Source organism: Mycolicibacterium fallax (assembly GCF_010726955.1).
Taxonomy (GTDB): domain Bacteria; phylum Actinomycetota; class Actinomycetes; order Mycobacteriales; family Mycobacteriaceae; genus Mycobacterium; species Mycobacterium fallax.
Window position 1 is genome coordinate 651766 of the sequence record NZ_AP022603.1, and the last position, 21802, is coordinate 673567.

A 21802-nucleotide genomic window follows, 5' to 3' on the forward strand; every position below is an offset into this window, starting at 1 on the left:
GGCCGGCTCAGGGCACCAGCACGATCGAGCCGACCGTCTTGCGGTCCTGCAGGTCGCGGTGCGCGCGGGCGGCCTCGGCCAGCGGGTAGCGCTCGCTGACGGTGATGCCGATGGTGCCCGCGGCGATCTCGTCCATCAGTTCCCCGGCCCGCCAGGCGAACTCGTCGGCGGTGCGGGTGAAGTGCGCCAGCGAGGGCCGGGTCAGATACACCGACCCAGCGGTGTTGAGCCGCTGCGGATCCACCGGCGGCACCGGGCCCGAGGACGCCCCGAACAGCGCCAGCGTGCCGCGCACCGCCAGGCTGGCCAGGCTGGCGTCGAAGGTGGACTTGCCGACCCCGTCGTAGACCGCGGACACCCCGCGTCCGCCGGTGAGTTCGCGGACCCGGGCGGCGAATTCGGCCGGGTCCTCCGGGTAGTCCAGCACCGCGATCGCGCCGGCGGCCCGGGACAGGTCCGCCTTGTGCTGGGTCGAGGCGGTGGTGATGACCTTGGTGCCGATGCCGGCGGCCCACTGGGTCAGGATCAGCCCGACCCCGCCGGCGCCGGCGTGCACCAGGATGGTGTCCTGCGGGCCCACCGGGTACACCGACTTGATCAGGTAGTGCGCGGTCATGCCCTTCAGCAGCGCCGAGGCGATGCCGTCGGCGGGCACCCGGTCCGGCACGTAGGCGACGAAATCGGCGGGCGCGACGCAGAATTCGGCGTAGGCGCCGTCGGCGTTGGCGGTCACCACCCGGTCCCCGACGTTGAGCGCGGCCACCCCGTCGCCGACCGCGGCGACCGTCCCGCACACCTCGGTGCCGACCACGAACGGGGTCTCCCGCGGGTACAGCCCGGAGCGGAAATAGGTGTCGATGAAGTTCACCCCGATGGCCTCGGCCTTGATCAGCACCTCGCCGGGTCCCGGCTCGGGGCGATCCCGCTCCAGGTACTGCAGGACGTCGGGTCCACCGGTGCGGGCGACTTCGATAGCGTGCATGCCCACCATCATGCTTCAGTAGCATTTTCGGTGTGACGCCCACCGGTAAGTTGGCCCGCCCCGATGTCTTCCACCCGCGCATCGTGCTGGCCGGCTGCCCCCGGTTGCCGGCCGGCGACGGCGACGACGACGGCCTGGTGGAGGCGCTGCGCCGGCGCGGACTGCACGCGCACTGGCTGCCCTGGGACGACCCGCAGACGCTGACCGCGGACCTGGTCATCCTGCGGGCGACGTGGGACTACACCGAGCGGATCGAGGAGTTCCTGGCCTGGACCCGGCGGGTGCCGCGGCTGCTCAACGCGCCCGAGGTGATCGCGTGGAACACCGACAAGGTGTACCTGCACGACCTGGAGGTCGCCGGGGTCCGGGTGCTGGAATCGGAGTTCTTCGGCCCCGATGAGGCGGTGCACCTGCCCGGCGGCGAGGTGGTGATCAAACCGTCGGTCGGGGCGGGATCGGTGGGCGCGCAACGGTTCCGCAGCCACACCGCGGCCCGCGAGCACGCCGACGCGCTCGCCGATGCCGGGCTGACGGTTCTGGTGCAGCCCTATGACCGGCGGATCGAGGCGGGGGAGACCGCGCTGGTGTTCCTGGCCGGGCAGCCCTCGCACGCCTTTGCCAAGGGGCCGATGCTGCCGCCGCCCGGGCGGCCCCAGCGGCTGGATCCCACCGGCTCCTACGCCCGCGAGGTGCTCACCGGCGCAGATCCGGACCCGGCGGTGTGGGAGTTCGGCCGCCGCGCGCTGGCCGCCGCCGCCGCGCACCTGGAGCTGCCGGTGACCGAGTTGCTGTACGCCCGGGTCGACGTCATCGGCGGCGCGGCGGACGCGACGCTGCTGGAGCTGGAGCTGGTCGAGCCGGGCCTGGGCTGGTCGGTGCAGCCCGGGCCGGTGCGGGAGGCCGCCGAGCGGCGGTTCGCGGTGGCGGTGGCCGACGCGTTGGAGCGGCTCGGGCTCGGCCCGATGTCGCACCGGCGGAATTAGGCCTCGACGGGCACCCGGGTCATCCCGGCCGCCCACAGCGCGGCGGTGCCCGCGGTGATCGCGGCGGCCAGCGCGACGTGCACGGCGACCAGCACGGCGGGCACCCCGATCTCGAACTGCACGACGCCGACGACGCCCTGCAGGGCCACCAGCGCGGCCAGTACACCGGCCCGCAGCTGCACCGGCCGGGGTGCGGACACCGCGGCCAGCCCGAAGCCCAGCGCCACCAGCAGCGACAGGTAGCAGATCAGCAGCGCGCCGTGCAGGTGCACCAGGGTGGTGATGTCCACCTCCAGGCGGGCCACCGGCCGCTCGATGCTCTTGTCCCCGGCGTGCGGGCCCGCGGCGGTGACCAGCGTGCCGGTCACCAGCACCGCGGCCAGCACCCCGCCGGACACCGCGGTCAGGGCGCGCAGCGGGGCGGGGATCTGCCGGCGCGGCACCCCGTCGTCGGGCTGGCCGACCTTGACGAACAGCACCGCGGCCAGCCACACCATGGCCATCGACACCAGCAGGTGCACCGCGACGGTCCACCACAGCAGGCCGGTGAGCACGGTGATGCCGCCGATCACGGCCTGCAGCACGGTGGAGGCGGGCATCAGCCAGGCGTAGACCAGCACCTCGCGGCGGCGCCGGGCCCGGGTGAGCACCAGCACCGCGGCCGCCGCGGTGAGCACCACCAGGAAGGTCATCATCCGGTTGCCGAACTCGACGGCCTGATGCAGGGCGGCCACCTCGGCGTGCGGGACCGGCACGAAGCTGCCCGGGAAGCACTGCGGCCAGGTCGGGCAGCCCAGCCCGGAGGCGGTGACCCGGACGATGACGCCGGTGACCGCGATCAGTGCCTGGGTCGCCACCACCAGCGCCGCGGTGATCCGCTGGGCGCGCAGGCTCGGTTCGGGCAGCAGGTCGACAAGTCGCAGGAAGTACCGTCCGATGGCCACCCGATGATCGTAGTGGACCTGAAACTACCGCTCGTAGTAGGTGCTCAGGTGAAGCGGAACCAGCGCAGCGCGCCCGCGGCGCCGATCAGCCCCCAGATGGCCAGCACCGCGATGCCGAACCAGTCCACCGACACGGTGGTGGCGGCGGTGAGCGCCTCGGTCAGCGCCCCCGACGGTGTGCACCGGGCGATCAGCCGCAGCCAGGGCGGCACCAGCCCGTCGGCCGAGGGCAGCACCAGCGCGCCGAACCCGGCGAAGATGAACCAGCCCAGGTTGGCCACCGCCAGCACGATCTCGGCCCGCAGGGTGCCGCCGAGCAGCAGCCCGAGGGCGGCGAAAGAGGCGGTGCCCAGCGCGATGATCACCGCGCCGAGCGCCAGGCCGGCCGGGGCGGGCCGCCAGCCCAGCGCCAGCGCGATCCCGCCCAGCAGCAGGGCCTGCAGGAACACCGTGGTGATCACCGCCAGCGCCTTGCCCGCGATGACGCCCCAGACCGGCAGCGCGGTCGCGCCGAGCCGCTTGAGCGCGCCGTAGCGGCGGTCGAAGGCCACCGCGATGGCCTGGCCGGTGAACGCCGTCGAGATCACCGCCAGCGCCATGATCGCCGGGGTGAACACCGCGGCGCGGTCGGTGCCGAAGTCGCCGATCGGCATCAGCACCATCCCGATCAGCAGGGTGATCGGGATGAACATGGTCAACAGCAGCTGCTCGCCGTTGCGCAGCAGCAGCTTGAGCTCCAGGCCGTACTGGGCGGCCAGCATCTGCGGCACCGGGGCGGGCTGGGGGTCGGGGGCGAAGGTGCCGGGGGCGAACCGGCCCGTCGGGGTCGTCTCGGTCACCGCAACTCCCGTCCGGTCAGCTCCAGGAACACGTCCTCCAGGCTGCGCTGCTGCACCCGGATGCCGGTGGCCAGCACATCCATCCGGGCGGCCCAGGCCGCCACCGTCGCCGGCACCTGCGGATCGATCCGGCCCTCGACCAGGTACTGCCCCGGTGAGGTCTCGGTGGCCCGGTAGCCCTCGGGCAGCGCGGCCGTCAGCAGGGTCAGGTCCAGCCGCGGCGGCGCGGAGAACCGCAGCTGGTCCTCGGCGCCGCTGCGGGTCAGCTCGGCCGGGGTGCCCGCGGCGACGGCCCGGCCGCGGTCGATGATGACGATCCGGTCGGCGAGTTCCTCGGCCTCGTTGAGGTGGTGGGTGGTCAGCACGACGGTGACGCCGTCGCGGCGCAGCCCCTCGATCAGCTCCCAGACCACCAGCCGGGCGTGCGCATCCATGCCGGCGGTCGGCTCGTCGAGGAACACCAGCTCGGGGCGCCCGACGATGGCGCAGGCCAGCGCGAGGCGCTGCTGCTGGCCGCCGGAGAGCCTGCGGTAGGTGGTGCGGGCGGCCTCGGTCAGGCCCAGGGTGTCCAGCAGCCAGGCCGGGTCCAGCGGATTGGCCGAGTAGGCGGCCACCAGGTTGAGCATCTCGCCGGCCCGGGCGGCCGGATACCCGCCGCCGCCCTGCAGCATCACCCCGATCCGGGGCCGCAGCGCGGCGTTGTCGGCCAGCGGGTCCAGGCCCAGCACCTCGACGCTGCCGCTGTCCGGGGTGACGAAGCCCTCGCACATCTCCACCGTGGTGGTCTTGCCCGCGCCGTTGGGGCCGAGCAGGGCGAACACCTCCGCGGGCGCGACCTCCAGGTCCAGGCCGGCCACGGCGGTGGTCTCGCCGTACCGTTTGCTGACCCCGCGCAGGCGTACCGCCGGGTTACTCGATGCTGCCGAACTCACGAGCACAGAGCCTAGGCGGTGACCGGGGCCGGGGACGGATCGGTATCGCCGGCCGGCATCGCGCGCCACGGCAGCCGGCGCCACGTCAGCCCGATCAGCAGGGCCACGACGACCGCGCTGGCCAGCGTCGCGTCGACGATCTGGAACAGCGCGAACCGGTCGCCGTTGGCGGTCGGGCCGAGGATGCCGACCACCAGGGTGGTGACGATGACGGCGATCCGGAAACCGGGCCGGGTGGCCCAGCAGGCCAGCGGAATGATCGCCCACAGCAGGTACCAGGGCTGCACCACCGGGAACAGCAGCACCGTGGTGCCCAGCGCCACCCCGAGGCCGCCGACCGGGTGCAGCCGGCCGCGCAGCACCGTCAGCAGCAGCCAGGTGACCAGCACGGCGATGATCAGCACGCCGATCGCGCGGGTCAGCGCCAGCACGGCGGTGGTGTGATCGCCCAGGCCGAGCAGGATCCCGCCCTGGCCGGCGCCCAGGGCCAGCAGCGTCGGCGGCGACATCCAGCTGCGCACCACGTTGGCGGTGCCCAGGGTGAACAGCCAGCCGAAGCCCAGCCCGCTGGCCTTCCCGATCACCACGATCACCAGCACGGCGATCGCGGTCAGCGACCCGCTGGCGGCGAAGAACGCCCGGACGGTGCCGCCCCAGCGGTGTGCCAGCGCCATCGCCACGAAACCCACCGCCAGCAGCGACGGCAGCTTGATCTGCGAGGACATCGCGATCAGCACGGTGCCGGCCAGCAGTTGCAGCAGCGGCGCCCAGCGCTGCCAGTCCGCCTCGGTGGACGGCGCACGCAGCGGGCGGGGCAGCAGCCGGTGCCGGGATTCGATGCCGCGCAGGGCGAATTCGGTGCCGGCCAGCATCAGCCCGAGCATCGGCGCCTCGTTGTGGATGCCGGCGACCAGATGCATCAGCAGCAGTGGGTTGGCCGCGCCCAGCCACATCGCGCTGACCTCGGCGACCCCGCAGCGCCGGGCCAGCCGGGGCACCGCCCAGATGATCAGCGCGACGCCCAGCAGCACCACCAGGCGGTGCAGCAGCACCCCGGCGACGATGTTCTCCCCGGTGATCGCGGAGATGCCGCGGCCGATCCACAGGAACAGCGGCCCGTACGGGGCCGGGGTCTCCCGCCACAGGCTGGGCACCGACAGGGTGAAGACGTGGCCCAGTCCCAGGCCGGGCGCCGGGCCGACGGTGTAGGGGTCCAGCCCGTTGCGGGCGATCTCGCTCTGGGCCAGGTAGGAGTAGACGTCCTTGCTGTACATCGGCGGCGCGATCAGCAGCGGCAGGATCCACAGCATCAGGGTGCGGTCGAGCTGGCTGCGCGACATCCGCCGGGGGCCGGTGGTGAACCGGCCCAGCAGCAGCCAGGCCAGCGCCATCATCACCGCGCCGGTGGTGGTCATGGTCAGCGACACGGTCTGCAGGCGGGAGGGCAGGTTGAGCAGCCGGACCCCGAAGGTGGGGTCCTGGATCACCGGCCGGGCCCCGGCGCCGAGCGCGCCGATGGCCATCAGGATGGTGCCGGTGGACCCGAACAGCCGGGTGCGGCGCAGCGCGACGACCTCGGCGGTGTTCAGCGGGGATCCGACGGTGCGCTCGTCGCCGTGCCAGCGGGCGATCGAGGTGCTCAGCGACGGTCGGCGGGGTGCCACCGTGGCAGCCTAACCAACCCCGGCCTCGGGCGATGCCGGTGCGGCAGGTAAGGGTGCCCTTGCTGGACCGAGGGGTCGAATTGCGCCACACTGATGTTGTGAAATTCGTTTCCGGCGTTCCGAGTGCGACACCCGTCGCCGGTGACGGGCATACCCGCCGGGAGATCATCCGGCTGCTGCTGGAGTCCGGGCCGGTGACCGCCGGCCGGATCTCCGAGCGGCTGGGACTGTCCGCGGCCGGGGTGCGCAGGCACCTCGACGCGCTGATCGACGCCGGTGAGGCGCAGACCGTCGCCGCGGCGGCCTGGCAGCAGGCCGGCCGGGGTCGCCCGGCCAAGCGCTACCTGCTGACCGCGGCGGGCCGGGCCCGCCTCGAGCACGCCTACGACGATCTGGCCGCGGCGGCGATGCGGGCCCTGCGCGAGGTGGGCGGCGAGGACGCGGTACGCAGCTTCGCCCGGCGCCGCATCGACACGATCCTGGAGCGCGTCGAGGCGGCCGCCGACGAGGGCGAGGAGGCCGTCGAGCAGACTGCCGAAGAGATCGCCGCGGCGTTCACCGGTGCCGGTTACGTGACCAGCACCACCCCGGTCGGCGGGCCGATCCGCGGGGTGCAGATCTGCCAGCACCACTGCCCGGTGTCGCACGTTGCGCGGGAGTTCCCGGAACTGTGCGACGCCGAGGCCCAGGCGATGTCGGAGCTGCTCGGCACCCATGTGCAGCGGCTGGCGACCATCGTCAACGGCGACTGCGCGTGCACCACCCACGTGCCGCTCGCGCCGACCGGCAACTAGCACGACCTTCGGCCCGCGCACGAGCCGAAGCACCGACGAACGAGAGATGGAGTGTCGCAAATGACCCTCACACCGGAGGCCGGAGTCGCGCCGGAGGCGCTCACCCAGGAGGAGGCGCTGGCCGCGCTCGGGCACTACGACTACGGCTGGTCGGATTCCGACGCCGCAGGCGCCGCCGCCGCGCGTGGGCTCTCCGAGGCGGTGGTCCGCGACATCTCGGCCAAGAAGAACGAGCCGGAGTGGATGCTGGACGTCCGGCTGCGGGCGCTGCGCACCTTCGACAAGAAGCCGATGCCGAACTGGGGCTCGAACCTCGACGGCATCGACTTCGACAACATCAAGTACTTCGTGCGGTCCACCGAGAAGCAGGCCACCTCCTGGGAGGAACTGCCCGAGGACATCCGCAACACCTACGACCGGCTCGGCATCCCGGAGGCCGAGAAGCAGCGGCTGGTGGCCGGGGTGGCCGCCCAGTACGAGTCCGAGGTGGTCTACCACCAGATCCGCGAGGACCTGGAGGCGCTCGGCGTCATCTTCCTGGACACCGACTCGGGCCTGCGGGAACACCCGGAGCTGTTCCGGGAGTACTTCGGCACGGTGATCCCGGCCGGGGACAACAAGTTCTCCGCGCTCAACACCGCGGTGTGGTCCGGCGGCTCGTTCATCTACGTGCCCAAGGGCGTGCACGTCGACATCCCGCTGCAGGCCTACTTCCGGATCAACACCGAGAACATGGGCCAGTTCGAGCGGACCCTGATCATCGCCGACGAGGGCTCTTACGTGCACTACGTGGAGGGCTGCACGGCGCCGATCTACAAGAGCGACTCGCTGCACTCGGCGGTGGTGGAGATCGTCGTCAAGCCCGGCGCCCGGGTGCGCTACACCACCATCCAGAACTGGTCGAACAACGTCTACAACCTGGTCACCAAGCGGGCCCGGGCCGAGGCCGGCGCCACCATGGAGTGGATCGACGGCAACATCGGCTCCAAGGTCACGATGAAGTACCCGGCGGTGTGGATGACCGGTGAGCACGCCAAGGGTGAGGTGCTTTCGGTGGCGTTCGCCGGCGAGGGCCAGCACCAGGACACCGGCGCCAAGATGCTGCACCTGGCGCCCAACACCAGCTCCAACATCGTCAGCAAGTCGGTGGCGCGCGGCGGCGGCCGGTCCTCCTACCGCGGGCTGGTGCAGATCAACAAGGGCGCGCACGGGGCCAAGGCGAGCGTGAAGTGCGATGCGCTGCTGGTCGACACGATCAGCCGCTCGGACACCTACCCCTACGTCGACATCCGCGAGGACGACGTCACGATGGGGCATGAGGCGACGGTGTCGAAGGTCAGCGACAACCAGCTGTTCTATCTGATGAGCCGCGGCCTGACCGAGGACGAGGCGATGGCCATGGTGGTCCGCGGCTTCGTCGAGCCGATCGCCAAGGAACTGCCGATGGAGTACGCACTGGAGCTCAACCGGCTGATCGAACTGCAGATGGAAGGCGCGGTCGGCTGATGGCACAACTGGAAACCACGCCGGGCACCCCGGTCGTGGTCAACAAGGGCGAGCTGTTCTCCTCCTTCGACGTCGACGCCTTCGAGGTGCCCGGCGGCCGTGACGAGATCTGGCGCTTCACCCCGCTGCGCCGGCTGCGCGGCCTGCACGACGGGACCGCACCGGCCACCGGGCGGGCCGAGGTGTCGGTCACCGCGCAGCCCGGCGTCACCGTCGAGCAGGTCGGCCGCGACGACGCCCGGCTCGGTGCGGCCGGCGCGCCCACCGATCGGGTTGCCGCCCAGGCGTATTCGTCGTTCGAGACCGCGACGGTGGTGACGGTGGCCCGGGACACCGAGGTCGCCGAGCCGATCGAGATCGTGGTGACCGGCCCCGGGGAGAACCAGGTCGGCTACGGGCACCTGCAGCTGCGGGTGGAGGAACTGGCCCGCGCCATCGTGGTGGTGGACCTGCGCGGCAGCGGCGTCTACGCCGACAACGTGGAGATCATCGTCGGGGACTCCGCCGGGCTCGGGGTGATCTGGATCGCCGACTGGGCCGACGACGCCGTGCACGTCAGCAGCCAGCACGCCCGGATCGGGCGCGACGCGGTGCTCGGGCACGTCAACGTCACCCTCGGCGGGGACCTGGTGCGCACCACCGTCTCGGTCGGCTACACCGGCCCGGGTGGCGACGCCCAGCTGCTGGGCACCTACTTCGCCGACGACGGCCAGTTCTTCGAATCCCGGCTGCTGGTCGACCACACGCACCCGAACTGCCGCTCCGACGTGCTGTACAAGGGCGCGGTGCAGGGCGATCCGTCGTCCCGGCGCCCGGACGCGCACACCGTCTGGATCGGCGACGTGCTGATCCGCGCGGAGGCCACCGGCACCGACACCTTCGAGGTGAACCGCAACCTGCTGCTCACCGACGGTGCCCGCGCCGACTCGGTGCCGAACCTGGAGATCGAGACCGGCGAGATCGTCGGCGCCGGGCACGCCAGCGCCACCGGCCGGTTCGACGACGAGCAGCTGTTCTACCTGCGGGCCAGGGGAATCCCGGAGGACCAGGCCCGGCGCCTGGTGGTGCGCGGATTCTTCAACGAGATCATTGCCAAGATCGCCGTCCCGGCCGTCCGCGAACGCCTGACCGACGCCATCGAACAAGAGCTGGCCATCACCGAATCGAGAACCTCGTGACCACACTGGAAATCAAGGACCTGCACGCCGCCGTCATCGCCGATGACGGCACCGCGATCCCGATCCTCAAGGGCGTCAACCTGACCGTGCGCTCGGGCGAGACCCACGCGGTGATGGGCCCCAACGGGTCGGGCAAGTCGACGCTGTCCTACGCCATCGCCGGGCACCCCAAGTACACCGTGACCGGCGGCTCGATCACCCTCGACGGCGCCGACGTGCTGGCCATGAGCGTCGACGAGCGGGCCCGGGCCGGGCTGTTCCTGGCGATGCAGTACCCGGTCGAGGTGCCCGGGGTGTCGATGTCGAACTTCCTGCGGACCGCGACCACCGCGGTGCGCGGCGAGGCCCCCAAGCTGCGGCACTGGGTCAAGGAGGTCAAGGCCGCGATGGCCGAGCTGGACATCGACCCGACCTTCGGTGAGCGCAGCGTCAACGAGGGCTTCTCCGGCGGCGAGAAGAAGCGCCACGAGATCCTGCAGCTGTCGCTGCTCAAGCCGAAGATCGCGATCCTGGACGAGACCGACTCCGGCCTGGACGTCGACGCGCTGCGGATCGTCAGCGAGGGCGTCAACCGCTACGCCGAGGCCGAGCACGGCGGCGTCCTGCTGATCACCCACTACACCCGCATCCTGCGCTACATCCAGCCGCAGTTCGTGCACGTCTTCGTCGACGGCCGGATCGTCGAGTCCGGCGGCCCGGAGCTCGCCGACCAGCTCGAGGAGCACGGCTACGAGCGGTTCACCCAGGCCTCGGCCGGTGCGTGATGACCACCGCCACCGGGCTTGACGCGGGCCGGCTGACCGCCGTTCGCGCGGACTTCCCGATCCTGAGCCGGGTGATGCGCGGCGGGCAGCAGCTGGCCTACCTGGACTCCGGGGCGACCTCGCAGAAGCCGCTGGCGGTGCTCGACGCCGAACGCGACTTCCTGCTGAACCACTACGGTGCGGTGCACCGCGGCGCGCACCAGCTGATGGAGGAGGCCACCGACGCCTACGAGGACGGCCGCGCCGCCATCGCCGGGTTCGTCGGGGCCGACGCCGACGAGCTGGTCTTCACCCGCAACGCCACCGAATCGCTGAACCTGCTGTCCTACGTGCTCGGCGACGACCGGTTCGCCGGTGCCGTCGGCCCCGGGGACGTCGTGGTGGTCACCGAGCTGGAGCACCACGCCAACCTGATCCCGTGGCAGGAGCTGTGCCGGCGCACCGGCGCCGAGCTGCGCTGGTACGGCGTCACCGACGACGGCCGCATCGACCTGGACTCGCTGACCCTGGACGAGCGGGTCAAGGTGGTGGCGTTCACCCAGCACTCCAACGTGACCGGCGCAATCGCCCCGGTCGCCGAGTTCGTCGCCCGGGCCAAGGCGGTCGGCGCGCTGACCGTGCTGGACGCCTGCCAGTCGGTGCCGCACCAGGTCGTCGACTTCCACGCCCTCGACGTGGACTTCGCCGCGTTCTCCGGGCACAAGATGCTCGGCCCGACCGGCATCGGGGTGCTCTACGGGCGCCGCGAGCTGCTGGCGGTGCTGCCGCCGTTTCAGACCGGTGGGTCGATGATCGAGACGGTCACCATGGAGCGGGCCAGCTACGCGCCGGCCCCGCAGCGGTTCGAGGCGGGCACCCCGATGACCTCGCAGGTCGTCGGGCTGGCCGCGGCCGCGCGCTACCTCGACGCGATCGGCATGGACCTGGTCGAGGCGCACGAGGCGGACCTGGTCCGGGCGGCCATCGCCGGGCTGTCGGAGATCCCCGAGGTGCGCATCGTCGGCCCGCTGACCGACGAGTTGCGCGGCTCGCCGGTGGCCTTCGTGGTCGACGGCGTGCACGCGCACGACGTCGGGCAGGTGCTCGACGACGAGGGGGTGGCCGTGCGGGTGGGGCATCACTGCGTCTACCCGCTGCACAGCCGGTACGGCCTGGCCGCCACCGTGCGCGCGTCGTTCGCGGTGTACAACACCCTCGACGAGGTCGACCGGTTGATCGCCGGCGTGCGCCGCAGCCTGGAATTCTTCAGCTAGGAACCGAATGCGACTGGAACAGATGTACCAGGAAGTCATCCTGGACCACTACAAGCATCCGCATCACCGCGGGCTGCGCGAGCCGTTCGGCGCGCAGGTGCACCACGTGAACCCGACCTGCGGCGACGAGGTCACCCTGCGGGTGGCGCTGTCGGCCGACGGGGACACCGTCGCCGACGTGTCCTACGACGGGCAGGGCTGCTCGATCAGCCAGGCCGCCACCTCGGTGCTCGCCGACCAGGTGATCGGCGCCTCGGTGGGCGACGCGCTGAAGTCGGTGACGGCGTTCGGCGAGATGATCTCCTCCCGCGGCACCGTCGAGGGCGACGAGGACCTGATCGGCGACGGCATCGCGTTCGCCGGGGTGGCCAAGTACCCGGCCCGGGTGAAGTGCGCGCTGCTGGGCTGGATGGCGTTCAAAGATGCGCTGGCCCAGGCCAGCGGGGAAAAACATGCACCCGCGCAGGCCGGCGGGGACAATCATGCGCTGGCCCAGGCCGGCTCGAGCGAGGAGCAGTCATGACCGAGTTGACCCCCGAGGAGACCCTGGTCGCCGACCTGCACGAGGCCATGCACGACGTCGTCGACCCGGAACTCGGCATCAACGTCGTCGACCTGGGCCTGGTGTACGGGCTCGGCGTCGAGGACTCCGGGACCGGCAAGATCGCGCTGATCGACATGACGCTGACCTCGCCGGCCTGCCCGCTGACCGACGTCATCGAGGACCAGACCCGCACCGCGCTGGTCGGGCCGTCGCTGGTCAGCGAGATCCGGATCAACTGGGTGTGGAACCCGCCGTGGGGCCCGGACAAGATCACCGACGACGGCCGCGAACAGCTCCGCGCGCTCGGCTTCACCGTCTGACCCGGCGCACACCGGCCGGGTACCGGGGGAGCGCCATCGAGTGAGAACCCTGGGACGTTGGTGAGAACTTTTGCCGGCCGCGCTCATCGAGTGGGAACTCAGGGACGTTGGTGAGACGTTTTGCCGGGGTCCGACATCGAGTGAGACTTCAGGGACGTTGGTGAGAACTTTTGCCGGCCGCGCTCATCGAGCGAGAACTCAGGGACGTTGGTGAGACGTTTTGCCGGGGCCCGACATCGAGTGAGAACTCAGGGAGCTTGGTGAGAACCCAGGGACGTTGGTGAGACGTCAGGGCGGGGGTTTTCATCGAAAGAGAAACTGTGGCGGGGTTTACTCGAACAACGCATCCCAGGTTTCTCTTTCGATGACGAGCGCCGTCCTGAGTTCTCACTAACGTCCCTGATGTCTCACTAAGGTCCCTGGTTTCTCACTCGATGAACCCGGCCGGCAAGAGTTCTCACTAACCTCCCTGAGTTCTCACTCGATGACGACGGCCACCCAAAGTTCTCACCAGCGTCCCTGGTTTCTCACTCGATGCCCGCGCCGCCCGCCCCGCCGCCCCGCCCCGCGCCGCCCCGCCTGCCCGCCCCGCCGCCCAGCCAAAAACTGCTCCCACTTCGCGCTACCACCATGCCGCGAGCTTCCCGCTGTGGTGTGATGTGAGTCTCAAAAATCTCACCGTCGTTGTTCAACGGATGTTGAGGAGGCCCGGTGTCCGAAGAAGTGCGCCCACCCAGTCCCAGCGGGGAGCAGTTCCTCGCCGCGGCGGCCAGCCCGGAGTTCCAGGACCTCAAGCGTCGGCTGCGCCGCTTCGTATTCCCGATGACCGTGTTCTTCCTGATCTGGTACGCCGTCTACGTCCTGCTGAGCACCTTCGCCATCGACTTCATGGCGACCCCGGTGCTGGGCAACTACAACCTCGGCATGCTGATCGGGCTGGGCCAGTTCATCTCGACGTTCGTCATCACCGGCCTGTACGTGCGGTTCGCCAACCGGGAGCTGGACCCGCGGGCGGCGAAGATCCGCGGTGAGCTGGAGCGCGCGGCGGGGGCCGAGCGATGAGCACCGGCTACCTGGCCGCCGAGACCGTCGGCAACCCGATGGCCAACATGGCCATCTTCGGCCTGTTCGTCGTCGTCACCCTGGTGGTGGTGATCCGCGCGTCGAACAAAAATGCCACCGCCGCGGAGTTCTTCACCGGCGGCCGGGCGTTCTCCGGCCCGCAGAACGGCATCGCCATCGCCGGGGACTACCTGTCGGCCGCCAGCTTCCTGGGCATCGCCGGCGCCATCGCGGTGTACGGCTACGACGGGTTCCTCTACTCGATCGGCTTCCTGGTGGCCTGGCTGGTGGCGCTGCTGCTGGTCGCCGAGCTGCTGCGCAACACCGGCAAGTTCACCATGGCCGACGTGCTCAGTTTCCGGCTCAAGCAGAAGCCGGTCCGGCTGGCCGCGGCCACCTCGACGCTGACGGTGTCGCTGTTCTACCTGCTGGCGCAGATGGCCGGCGCCGGCGGGCTGGTCGCGCTGCTGATGGATGTCCGCAGCCGCACCGGCCAGTCCATCGTGATCGCCGTGGTCGGCGTGCTGATGATCGTGTACGTGCTGGTCGGCGGCATGAAGGGCACCACATGGGTGCAGATCATCAAGGCCGTGCTGCTGATCGCGGGGGCCGCGGTGATGACGGCGATGGTGCTGGCGCGGTTCGGCCTGAACCTCTCGGACATCCTCGGGAGCGCGCAGAGCGCGATTGCGGCCTCGACCGATCCGGTCGTCGCCGGCCGCGACGTGCTGGCTCCGGGCGCCCAGTACGGCGGCTCGCTGACCTCGAAGATCAACTTCCTGTCGCTGGCCATCGCGCTGGTGCTGGGCACCGCCGGGCTGCCGCACGTGCTGATGCGGTTCTACACCGTGCCGACGGCCAAGGAGGCGCGCCGCTCGGTGGTGTGGGCGATCGCGCTGATCGGGGCGTTCTACCTGTTCACCCTGGTGCTGGGCTACGGCGCGGCCGCGATCGTCGGCCCGGACCGGATCCTGGCCGCCGCCGGCGGACAGAACGCCGCCGCCCCGCTGCTGGCCTTCGAGCTGGGCGGGGTGATCCTGCTCGGGGTGATCGCGGCGGTCGCGTTCGCCACCATCCTGGCCGTGGTGGCCGGCCTGACCATCACCGCGGCGGCGTCGTTCGCCCACGACGTGTACGCCTCGGTGCTCAAGTCGCACACCGTGTCCGAGGCCGAGCAGGTCCGGGTCTCCCGGATCACCGCGGTGGTGCTGGGGCTGCTGGGCATCGGTCTGGGCATCCTGGCCAACGGTCAGAACATCGCCTTCCTGGTGGCGCTGGCGTTCGCGGTCGCCGCGGCCGCCAACCTGCCGACCATCGTGTACTCGCTGTACTGGCGGCGGTTCAACACCCGGGGCGCGCTGTGGAGCATGTACGGCGGCCTGGCCGCCACGATCGTGCTGATCGTGTTCTCCCCGGCGGTGTCGGGTTCGCCGACGGCGATGATCCCGGGCGCGGACTTCGCCTGGTTCCCGCTGGCCAACCCCGGCATCGTGTCCATTCCGCTGGCGTTTGTGCTCGGCATCGTCGGCACCCTGACCGCGCCCGATGACGAGGACCCGGTGCTGGCCGCGGAGATGGAGGTCCGGTCGCTGACCGGGATCGGTGCCGAGCCGGCCGTCGAGCACTGAACCCCGCACATACCCCGTGGGGTATATTGGGGGTGGGAACAACGCGGTTCCCCCTGACGTTGGGACAGGCGTGGCTACTCAAGACATCACCGCAGCAGAATTCGACAACCTCGTGACCGGCAACGACATCGTGCTGGTCGACTTCTGGGCGTCCTGGTGCGGCCCGTGCCGGGCCTTCGCACCGACCTTCGCCAAGGCCTCCGAGGAACACCCCGACGTGGTCTTCGCCAAGGTCGACACCGAGGCGCAGCAGGAACTGGCCGCGGCCGCCCAGATCCGCTCCATCCCGACGCTGATGGCGTTCAAGCAGGGCAAGCTGGTGTTCAACCAGGCCGGCGCGCTGCCCGGACCGGCCCTGGAGGACCTGATCCAGAAGGTCAAGGAGTTCGACGTGGACGCGGCGATCGCGGCGTCCGACCAGCAGGACCGGTAACCCGTTTGGGCGGCGGTCACCGGCAGCGCTAGCGTGACTGTCCGTGACCGCGCACTCCGAATTCGTCCTGGTCGACCGGCCCCGCCCGCACGTCGCGCTGATCACGCTGAACCGCCCGGAGCGGATGAACTCCATGGCGTTCGACGTGATGCTGCCGCTGCGCGAGGTGCTGCGGCAGATCACCGACGACAACGACGTGCGCGCGGTGGTGCTGACCGGCGCGGGCGCCGGATTCTCCTCCGGCGCCGACCACAAGTCCGCCGGTGCGGTGCCCAACGTGGCGGGGCTGACCCGGCCCGGTTTCGGGCTGCGCACCATGGAGATCCTCGACGAGGTGATCCTCGGCCTGCGCCGGCTGCATCAGCCGGTCATCGCCGCGGTCAACGGTGCGGCCATCGGCGGCGGGTTGTGCCTGGCGCTGGCCTGCGACATCCGGGTGGCAAGCCCGGACGCCTACTTCCGGGCCGCCGGCATCAACAACGGCCTGACCGCCAGCGAGCTGGGCCTGAGCTACCTGCTGCCGCGGGCGATCGGCACCAGCCGCGCCTTCGAGCTGATGCTGACCGGCCGCGACGTCGACGCGCCCGAGGCCGAGCGGATCGGGCTGGTGTCCCGGCTGGTGCCGGCGCAGGACCTGATCGGCGAGTGCGTCACAATGGGGGAGCGGATCGCCGGGTTCTCCCGGCCGGGCGTCGAGCTGACCAAGCGCACGCTGTGGTCGGGCCTGGACGCCGGTAGCCTGGAGTCCCATATGCAGGCCGAGGGCCTGGGGCAGCTCTACGTCCGCCTGCTCACCGCCAACTTCGAGGAAGCGGTGGCCGCGCGCGCCCAGGGCCGCGCACCCAAGTTCACCGACGACAAGTGACGGAGCCGCACCCGTGATTACCGCAACGGACTTGGAGGTCCGCGCCGGCGCGCGCACGCTGCTGGCCGCCGAGGGCCCCGCGCTGCGGATCCAGCCCGGCGACCGGATCGGGCTGGTCGGGCGCAACGGTGCGGGCAAGACCACCACCATGCGAATCCTGGCCGGCGAGGGCGAACCGTACGCCGGCACCATCACCCGGACCGGGGAGGTCGGCTACCTGCCGCAGGACCCCCGCGAGGGTGACCTGGACGTGCTGGCCCGCGACCGGGTGCTCTCGGCGCGCGGCCTGGACACGCTGCTCGCCGACCTGGAGAAGCAGCAGACCCTGATGGCCGAGCTGGCCGACGAGGCGGGCCGGGACAAGGCGATCCGCCGCTACGGCCAGCTGGAGGAGCGGTTCTCCGCGCTCGGCGGGTACGCCGCCGAAAGCGAGGCCGGCCGGATCTGCGCCAGCCTGGGGCTGGCCGAGCGGATCCTCGCCCAGCCGCTGCGCACGCTGTCCGGCGGTCAGCGCCGCCGCGTCGAGCTGGCCCGGATCCTGTTCGCCGCCTCGGAGTCCGGGGTGGCCGGCGGCTCCACCACGCTGCTGCTGGACGAGCCGACCAACCACCTCGACGCCGACTCGATCGGCTGGCTGCGGGAGTTTCTGCGCAACCACAGCGGCGGGCTGGTGGTGATCAGCCACGACGTCGACCTGCTGGCCGACGTGGTCAACCGGGTCTGGTTCCTCGACGCGGTGCGCGGCGAGGCCGACGTCTACAACATGGGCTGGCACAAGTACCTCGACGCCCGCGCCACCGACGAGCAGCGCCGCCGCCGGGAGCGCGCCAACGCCGAGCGCAAGGCCGGTGCGCTGCGCGCCCAGGCCGCCAAGATGGGCGCCAAGGCCACCAAGGCGGTCGCCGCGCAGAACATGCTGCGCCGCGCCGAGCGGATGATGGCCGAGCTGGACGAGGAACGCGTCGCCGACAAGGTGGCCCGGATCAAGTTCCCCACCCCCGCGCCGTGCGGCAAGACCCCGCTGATGGCCAGCGGGCTGACCAAGACCTACGGCTCGCTGGAGGTGTTCACCGGGGTCGACCTGGCCATCGACCGCGGCTCCCGGGTGGTGGTGCTGGGCCTCAACGGCGCGGGCAAGACCACCCTGCTGCGGGTGCTGGCCGGCACCGAGACACCCGACGCCGGACAGCTCGAGCCCGGCCACGGCTGCCGGATCGGCTACTTCGCCCAGGAACACGACACCCTGGACAACGACGCGACGGTGTGGGAGAACATCCGCCACGCCGCCCCGGACACCGGCGAGCAGGACCTGCGCGGGCTGCTTGGCGCGTTCATGTTCACCGGCCCGCAGCTCGAACAGCCGGCCGGCACGCTGTCCGGCGGCGAGAAGACCCGGCTCGCGCTGGCCGGGCTGGTCGCCTCCACCGCCAACGTGCTGCTGCTCGACGAGCCGACCAACAACCTGGACCCGGCGTCCCGGGAACAGGTGCTCGACGCGCTGCGCAGCTACACCGGGGCTGTCGTGCTGGTCACCCACGATCCGGGTGCGGCCGAGGCGCTGGAACCGCAGCGGGTGGTGCTGCTGCCCGACGGCACCGAGGACTTCTGGTCGCAGGACTACCGGGAACTGATCGAGCTGGCCTGAGCCGGCTCAGCTCTGCCGCACCGAGCGTTCCACCAGGTCCAGCACCGCGCCCAGCTGGGCGGGATCGTCCCCGGAGGCCAACCGGGTGATCAGCCCGTCGAGCACCAGGTCCAGGTAGGTCTGCAGCACCTCGCCGGGCACATCCTCGCGCAGCCGGCCGGCCTCGCGCTGCTGGCGCAGCCGCTCGCTGGTGGCGTTGACCAGCTCCGTGGACCGCTCCGCCCAGCCGCGGTGAAACGCCTGGTCGGTGCGCAGTTTGCGGGAGATCTCCAGCCGGGTGGCCAGCCAGTCGAACTGCTCCGGTGCGGCGAGCATGTCGCGCATCACCTGGATCAGTCCTTCCCGGCTGGCCACCTCGGCCATCCGCTCGGCGTCCTCACGCGCGAGCTCGAAGAACAGCGAGTCCTTGTCCCGGAAATGGTGGAAGATCGCCCCCCGGGACAGCCCGATCGACTCTTCCAGCCGGCGCACCGTCGCCTTGTCGTAGCCGAACTCGGCGAAACAGCGACGGGCCCCGTCGAGGATCTGGCGGCGGCGCGCCGCCAGATGGTCCTCGCTCACTTTCGGCATCGGAGAAGGTCAGGCCTTCAGCATGTTCCGCAGCACGAACTGCAGGATGCCGCCGTTGCGGTAGTAGTCCGCCTCTCCGGGGGTGTCGATCCGCACCACGGCGTCGAACTCGACCTTGGCGCCGTCCAGCTTGGTGGCGGTGACGTGCACCGTCTTGGGCGTCTTGCCGGTGTTGAGCTCCTCGATCCCGACGATGTCGAAGGTCTCGGTGCCGTCCAGGCCCAGCGTCTTGGCGTTCTCGCCGGCCGGGAACTGCAGCGGGATCACGCCCATGCCGATCAGGTTGGACCGGTGGATGCGCTCGAAGGACTCGGTGATGACGGCCTTGACGCCCAGCAGCGTGGTGCCCTTGGCCGCCCAGTCCCGCGAGGACCCCGAGCCGTACTCCTTACCGCCCAGCACCACCAGCGGGATGCCGGCCTTCTGGTAGTTCTCGCAGGCGGTGTAGATGAACTCCTTCGGGCCGCCGTCCTGGGTGAAGTCCCGGGTGTAGCCACCCTGGGTGCCCTCCAGGCCGATGGTGTCCAGCACCCGGTTCTGCAGCCGGATGTTGGCGAAGGTGCCGCGGATCATCACCTCGTGGTTGCCGCGCCGGCTGCCCAGGGAGTTGAAGTCCTTGGGGTCGACGCCGTTGGCCTCCAGGTAGTCCGCCGCCGGGGTGCCGCGCTTGATCGAACCGGCCGGGCTGATGTGGTCGGTGGTGACCGAATCGCCCAGCAGCGCCATCACCCGGGCGCCGGCGATGTCGGACACCGGCTCGGGCTCCAGGCCCATCCCGTCGAAGTACGGGGCCTTGCGCACATAGGTCGAGGCGTCGTCCCAGGCGAAGGTGTTGCCCTCCGGGGTGGGCAGGTTGCGCCAGCGCTCGTCGCCCTTGAACACATCGGCGTAGGACGCGGTGAACATCTCCCGGTTGATCGAGGAGGCGATGGTGTCCTCGATCTCGGTGGCCGAGGGCCAGATGTCGCGCAGGAACACCGGGTTGCCGTCGGTGTCGGTGCCCAGCGGCTCGGTCTCGAAGTCGAAGTCCATCGTCCCGGCGATCGCGTAGGCGATCACCAGCGGCGGGGACGCCAGGTAGTTCATCTTGACGTCGGGGGAGATCCGGCCCTCGAAGTTGCGGTTGCCCGACAGCACGGCCGTCACCGCCAGATCGTTGTCGTTGACCGCGGCGGAGATCTCCTCGGGCAGCGGGCCGGTGTTGCCGATGCAGGTGGTGCAGCCGTAGCCGCCCAGGTAGAAGCCCAGCTTCTCCAGGTAGGGCCACAGCCCGGCCTTGTTGTAGTAGTCGGTGACCACCTGCGAGCCGGGCGCCATGTTGGTCTTCACCCAGGGCTTGGAGCTCAGGCCCTTCTCGACGGCCTTCTTGGCCAGCAGCGCCGCCCCGATCATCACCGACGGGTTGGAGGTGTTGGTGCAGGAGGTGATGCCGGCCACCGCGACCGCGCCGTGGTCCAGGTAGAACTCGCCGCGGTCGGCGCTGCTGACCAGCACCGGCTTGGTCGGGCGGCCGTGCGAGCCGTTGGCCGCCGACGGACGCAGGTCCGCCGCGCCGTCGTCGGCGAAGGACAGCTTGACCGGGTCCGAGGCCGGGAAGGACTCCTCGATGGCCTCGTCGAGCTGGGTGTGCGGCGCCGGGAGGTTCTCCTCGACGTAGTTGTGGATGTCCTTGCGGAAGGCGACCTTGCTCTCGGAGAGCAGGATCCGGTCCTGCGGGCGCTTGGGCCCGGCGATCGAGGGCACCACGGTGGACAGGTCCAGCTCCAGGTACTCGGAGAACACCGGCTCGCGATCGGGGTTGTGCCACATGCCCTGGGCCTTGGCGTAGGCCTCGACCAGGGCCAGCTGTTCATCGCTGCGCCCGGTCAGCCGCAGGTAGTTGATCGTCTCGTCGTCGATCGGGAAGATCGCGCAGGTGGAGCCGAACTCCGGGCTCATGTTGCCCAGGGTGGCGCGGTTGGCCAGCGGCACCTCGGCCACGCCCTTGCCGTAGAACTCCACGAACTTGCCGACCACGCCGTGCCGGCGCAGCATGTCGGTGACGGTCAGCACCACGTCGGTGGCGGTCACCCCGGGCTGGATCTCCCCGGTCAGCTTGAAGCCGACCACCCGCGGGATCAGCATCGACACCGGCTGGCCCAGCATGGCGGCCTCGGCCTCGATGCCGCCGACCCCCCAGCCCAGCACGCCGAGGCCGTTCTCCATGGTGGTGTGGCTGTCGGTGCCCACGCAGGTGTCCGGGTAGGCCACCCCGTCGCGCTCGAACACCACCCGGGCCAGGTGCTCGATGTTCACCTGGTGCACGATGCCGGTGCCGGGCGGGACGACCTTGAAGTCGGCGAAGGCGCCCTGGCCCCAGCGCAGGAACTGGTAGCGCTCGCCGTTGCGCTGGTACTCCAGCTCGACGTTGCGCTCGAAGGCGTCCGGGGTGCCGAACACGTCCAGGATCACCGAGTGGTCGATGACCAGCTCGGCCGGGGCCAGTGGGTTGACCTTCTCCGGGTCGCCGCCGAGCGCCGCGACGGCCTCGCGCATGGTGGCCAGGTCGACCACGCACGGCACACCGGTGAAGTCCTGCATGATGACCCGGGCCGGGGTGAACTGGATCTCGACGCTCGGCTCGGCCGAGGGATCCCAGTTGGCCAGCGCCAGGATGTGGTCCTTGGTGATGTTGGCGCCGTCCTCGGTGCGCAGCAGGTTTTCCGCAAGCACCTTCAGGCTGTAGGGCAGTTTCTCGGTGCCGGGTACCGCGTCGAGGCGGTACATCTGGTAGCTGTGGTCCCCGACCTGGAGCGTGTCGTGCGCTCCGAACGAATTCTGGCTGGTCACATCGACTCCCGCGTTGAGTTGTCACCGCAGACATGGCTGTTGCACTGCGGACCAGGCAACTCTAACA

20 protein-coding genes are annotated in these 21802 nt (G+C 70.7%); 13 read left to right on the forward strand and 7 right to left on the reverse strand.

Translation table 11 applies throughout. The features are described 5' to 3' along the window. Nucleotides 1-7 precede the first annotated feature (7 nt). Nucleotides 8-982, reverse strand: a complete 975-nt coding sequence (locus G6N10_RS03130) for a quinone oxidoreductase family protein (protein WP_085101211.1) — start codon at nucleotides 980-982, stop codon at nucleotides 8-10. A gap of 32 nt (nucleotides 983-1014) precedes the next feature. Between G6N10_RS03130 and G6N10_RS03135 the strand changes: the two genes are divergently transcribed. Continuing rightward, on the forward strand, nucleotides 1015-1965 hold the full coding sequence (locus G6N10_RS03135; RefSeq protein ID WP_085101196.1) for an ATP-grasp domain-containing protein: 951 nt from the start codon (nucleotides 1015-1017) through the stop codon (nucleotides 1963-1965). Here G6N10_RS03135 and G6N10_RS03140 read toward each other — a convergent pair. Genes G6N10_RS03140 through mptB form a run of 4 tightly spaced genes read right to left on the reverse strand, consistent with a single transcriptional unit; the run spans nucleotide 1962 to nucleotide 6344 of the window. Further along, complete coding sequence (locus tag G6N10_RS03140; RefSeq protein WP_085101199.1) at nucleotides 1962-2909, reverse strand: COX15/CtaA family protein; 948 nt, start codon at nucleotides 2907-2909, stop codon at nucleotides 1962-1964. The genes G6N10_RS03135 and G6N10_RS03140 overlap by 4 nt on opposite strands. 44 nt (nucleotides 2910-2953) lie before the next feature. Next, on the reverse strand, nucleotides 2954-3748 hold the full coding sequence (locus G6N10_RS03145; RefSeq protein WP_244960446.1) for an ABC transporter permease: 795 nt from the start codon (nucleotides 3746-3748) through the stop codon (nucleotides 2954-2956). Next, nucleotides 3745-4680: an ABC transporter ATP-binding protein gene (locus tag G6N10_RS03150; protein WP_085092406.1), complete on the reverse strand. Its 936-nt coding sequence runs from the start codon at nucleotides 4678-4680 to the stop codon at nucleotides 3745-3747. The genes G6N10_RS03145 and G6N10_RS03150 overlap by 4 nt, the downstream gene beginning before the upstream one ends. Before the next feature lie 11 nt (nucleotides 4681-4691). Beyond that, nucleotides 4692-6344, reverse strand: a complete 1653-nt coding sequence (gene mptB, locus G6N10_RS03155) for a polyprenol phosphomannose-dependent alpha 1,6 mannosyltransferase MptB (RefSeq protein WP_085092405.1) — start codon at nucleotides 6342-6344, stop codon at nucleotides 4692-4694. 32 nt (nucleotides 6345-6376) lie between these two features. Between mptB and G6N10_RS03160 the strand changes: the two genes are divergently transcribed. From G6N10_RS03160 to G6N10_RS03215, 12 genes are all read left to right on the forward strand, one after another. Next, nucleotides 6377-7138, forward strand: a complete 762-nt coding sequence (locus tag G6N10_RS03160; protein WP_085092404.1) for a helix-turn-helix transcriptional regulator — start codon at nucleotides 6377-6379, stop codon at nucleotides 7136-7138. 60 nt (nucleotides 7139-7198) lie between these two features. Next, nucleotides 7199-8644 carry a Fe-S cluster assembly protein SufB gene (sufB, locus tag G6N10_RS03165; protein WP_085092403.1) on the forward strand — a complete coding sequence of 482 codons (1446 nt, stop codon included), beginning with the start codon at nucleotides 7199-7201 and terminating at the stop codon, nucleotides 8642-8644. Further along, nucleotides 8644-9822 carry a Fe-S cluster assembly protein SufD gene (sufD, locus tag G6N10_RS03170; protein WP_085092402.1) on the forward strand — a complete coding sequence of 393 codons (1179 nt, stop codon included), beginning with the start codon at nucleotides 8644-8646 and terminating at the stop codon, nucleotides 9820-9822. The genes sufB and sufD overlap by 1 nt, the downstream gene beginning before the upstream one ends. Further along, nucleotides 9819-10586 (forward strand): Fe-S cluster assembly ATPase SufC, encoded by a 768-nt coding sequence (gene sufC / locus G6N10_RS03175; protein WP_085092401.1) that lies wholly within the window; start codon nucleotides 9819-9821, stop codon nucleotides 10584-10586. The genes sufD and sufC overlap by 4 nt, the downstream gene beginning before the upstream one ends. Next, entirely contained in the window at nucleotides 10586-11839 is a 1254-nt protein-coding gene (locus tag G6N10_RS03180) for a cysteine desulfurase (RefSeq protein WP_085092400.1), read from the forward strand. Before sufC ends, G6N10_RS03180 begins: the two co-directional genes overlap by 1 nt. A gap of 7 nt (nucleotides 11840-11846) precedes the next feature. Beyond that, nucleotides 11847-12362 carry a Fe-S cluster assembly sulfur transfer protein SufU gene (sufU, locus tag G6N10_RS03185; RefSeq protein WP_085092399.1) on the forward strand — a complete coding sequence of 172 codons (516 nt, stop codon included), beginning with the start codon at nucleotides 11847-11849 and terminating at the stop codon, nucleotides 12360-12362. Then, nucleotides 12359-12703 (forward strand): metal-sulfur cluster assembly factor, encoded by a 345-nt coding sequence (locus G6N10_RS03190; RefSeq protein WP_085092398.1) that lies wholly within the window; start codon nucleotides 12359-12361, stop codon nucleotides 12701-12703. The genes sufU and G6N10_RS03190 overlap by 4 nt, the downstream gene beginning before the upstream one ends. Nucleotides 12704-13414: 711 nt before the next feature. Then, on the forward strand, nucleotides 13415-13765 hold the full coding sequence (locus tag G6N10_RS03195; protein WP_085098550.1) for a DUF485 domain-containing protein: 351 nt from the start codon (nucleotides 13415-13417) through the stop codon (nucleotides 13763-13765). Beyond that, entirely contained in the window at nucleotides 13762-15393 is a 1632-nt protein-coding gene (locus G6N10_RS03200) for a monocarboxylic acid transporter (protein ID WP_085098548.1), read from the forward strand. The genes G6N10_RS03195 and G6N10_RS03200 overlap by 4 nt, the downstream gene beginning before the upstream one ends. A gap of 70 nt (nucleotides 15394-15463) precedes the next feature. Continuing rightward, nucleotides 15464-15826, forward strand: coding sequence for a thioredoxin (trxA, locus tag G6N10_RS03205; protein WP_085098545.1), 363 nt, complete (start codon nucleotides 15464-15466; stop codon nucleotides 15824-15826). Nucleotides 15827-15869: 43 nt separating this feature from the next. Next, nucleotides 15870-16691, forward strand: a complete 822-nt coding sequence (locus tag G6N10_RS03210) for an enoyl-CoA hydratase (protein ID WP_407663963.1) — start codon at nucleotides 15870-15872, stop codon at nucleotides 16689-16691. 13 nt (nucleotides 16692-16704) lie between these two features. Next, entirely contained in the window at nucleotides 16705-18336 is a 1632-nt protein-coding gene (locus tag G6N10_RS03215; protein ID WP_085098540.1) for an ABC-F family ATP-binding cassette domain-containing protein, read from the forward strand. Between the two features lie 6 nt (nucleotides 18337-18342). Here the strand turns inward: G6N10_RS03215 and G6N10_RS03220 are convergent, their stop codons facing one another. Next, complete coding sequence (locus G6N10_RS03220) at nucleotides 18343-18906, reverse strand: TetR/AcrR family transcriptional regulator (RefSeq protein ID WP_085098537.1); 564 nt, start codon at nucleotides 18904-18906, stop codon at nucleotides 18343-18345. A gap of 9 nt (nucleotides 18907-18915) precedes the next feature. Then, nucleotides 18916-21672, reverse strand: coding sequence for an aconitate hydratase (locus G6N10_RS03225; protein WP_234810626.1), 2757 nt, complete (start codon nucleotides 21670-21672; stop codon nucleotides 18916-18918). Nucleotides 21673-21802: the final 130 nt, after the last annotated feature.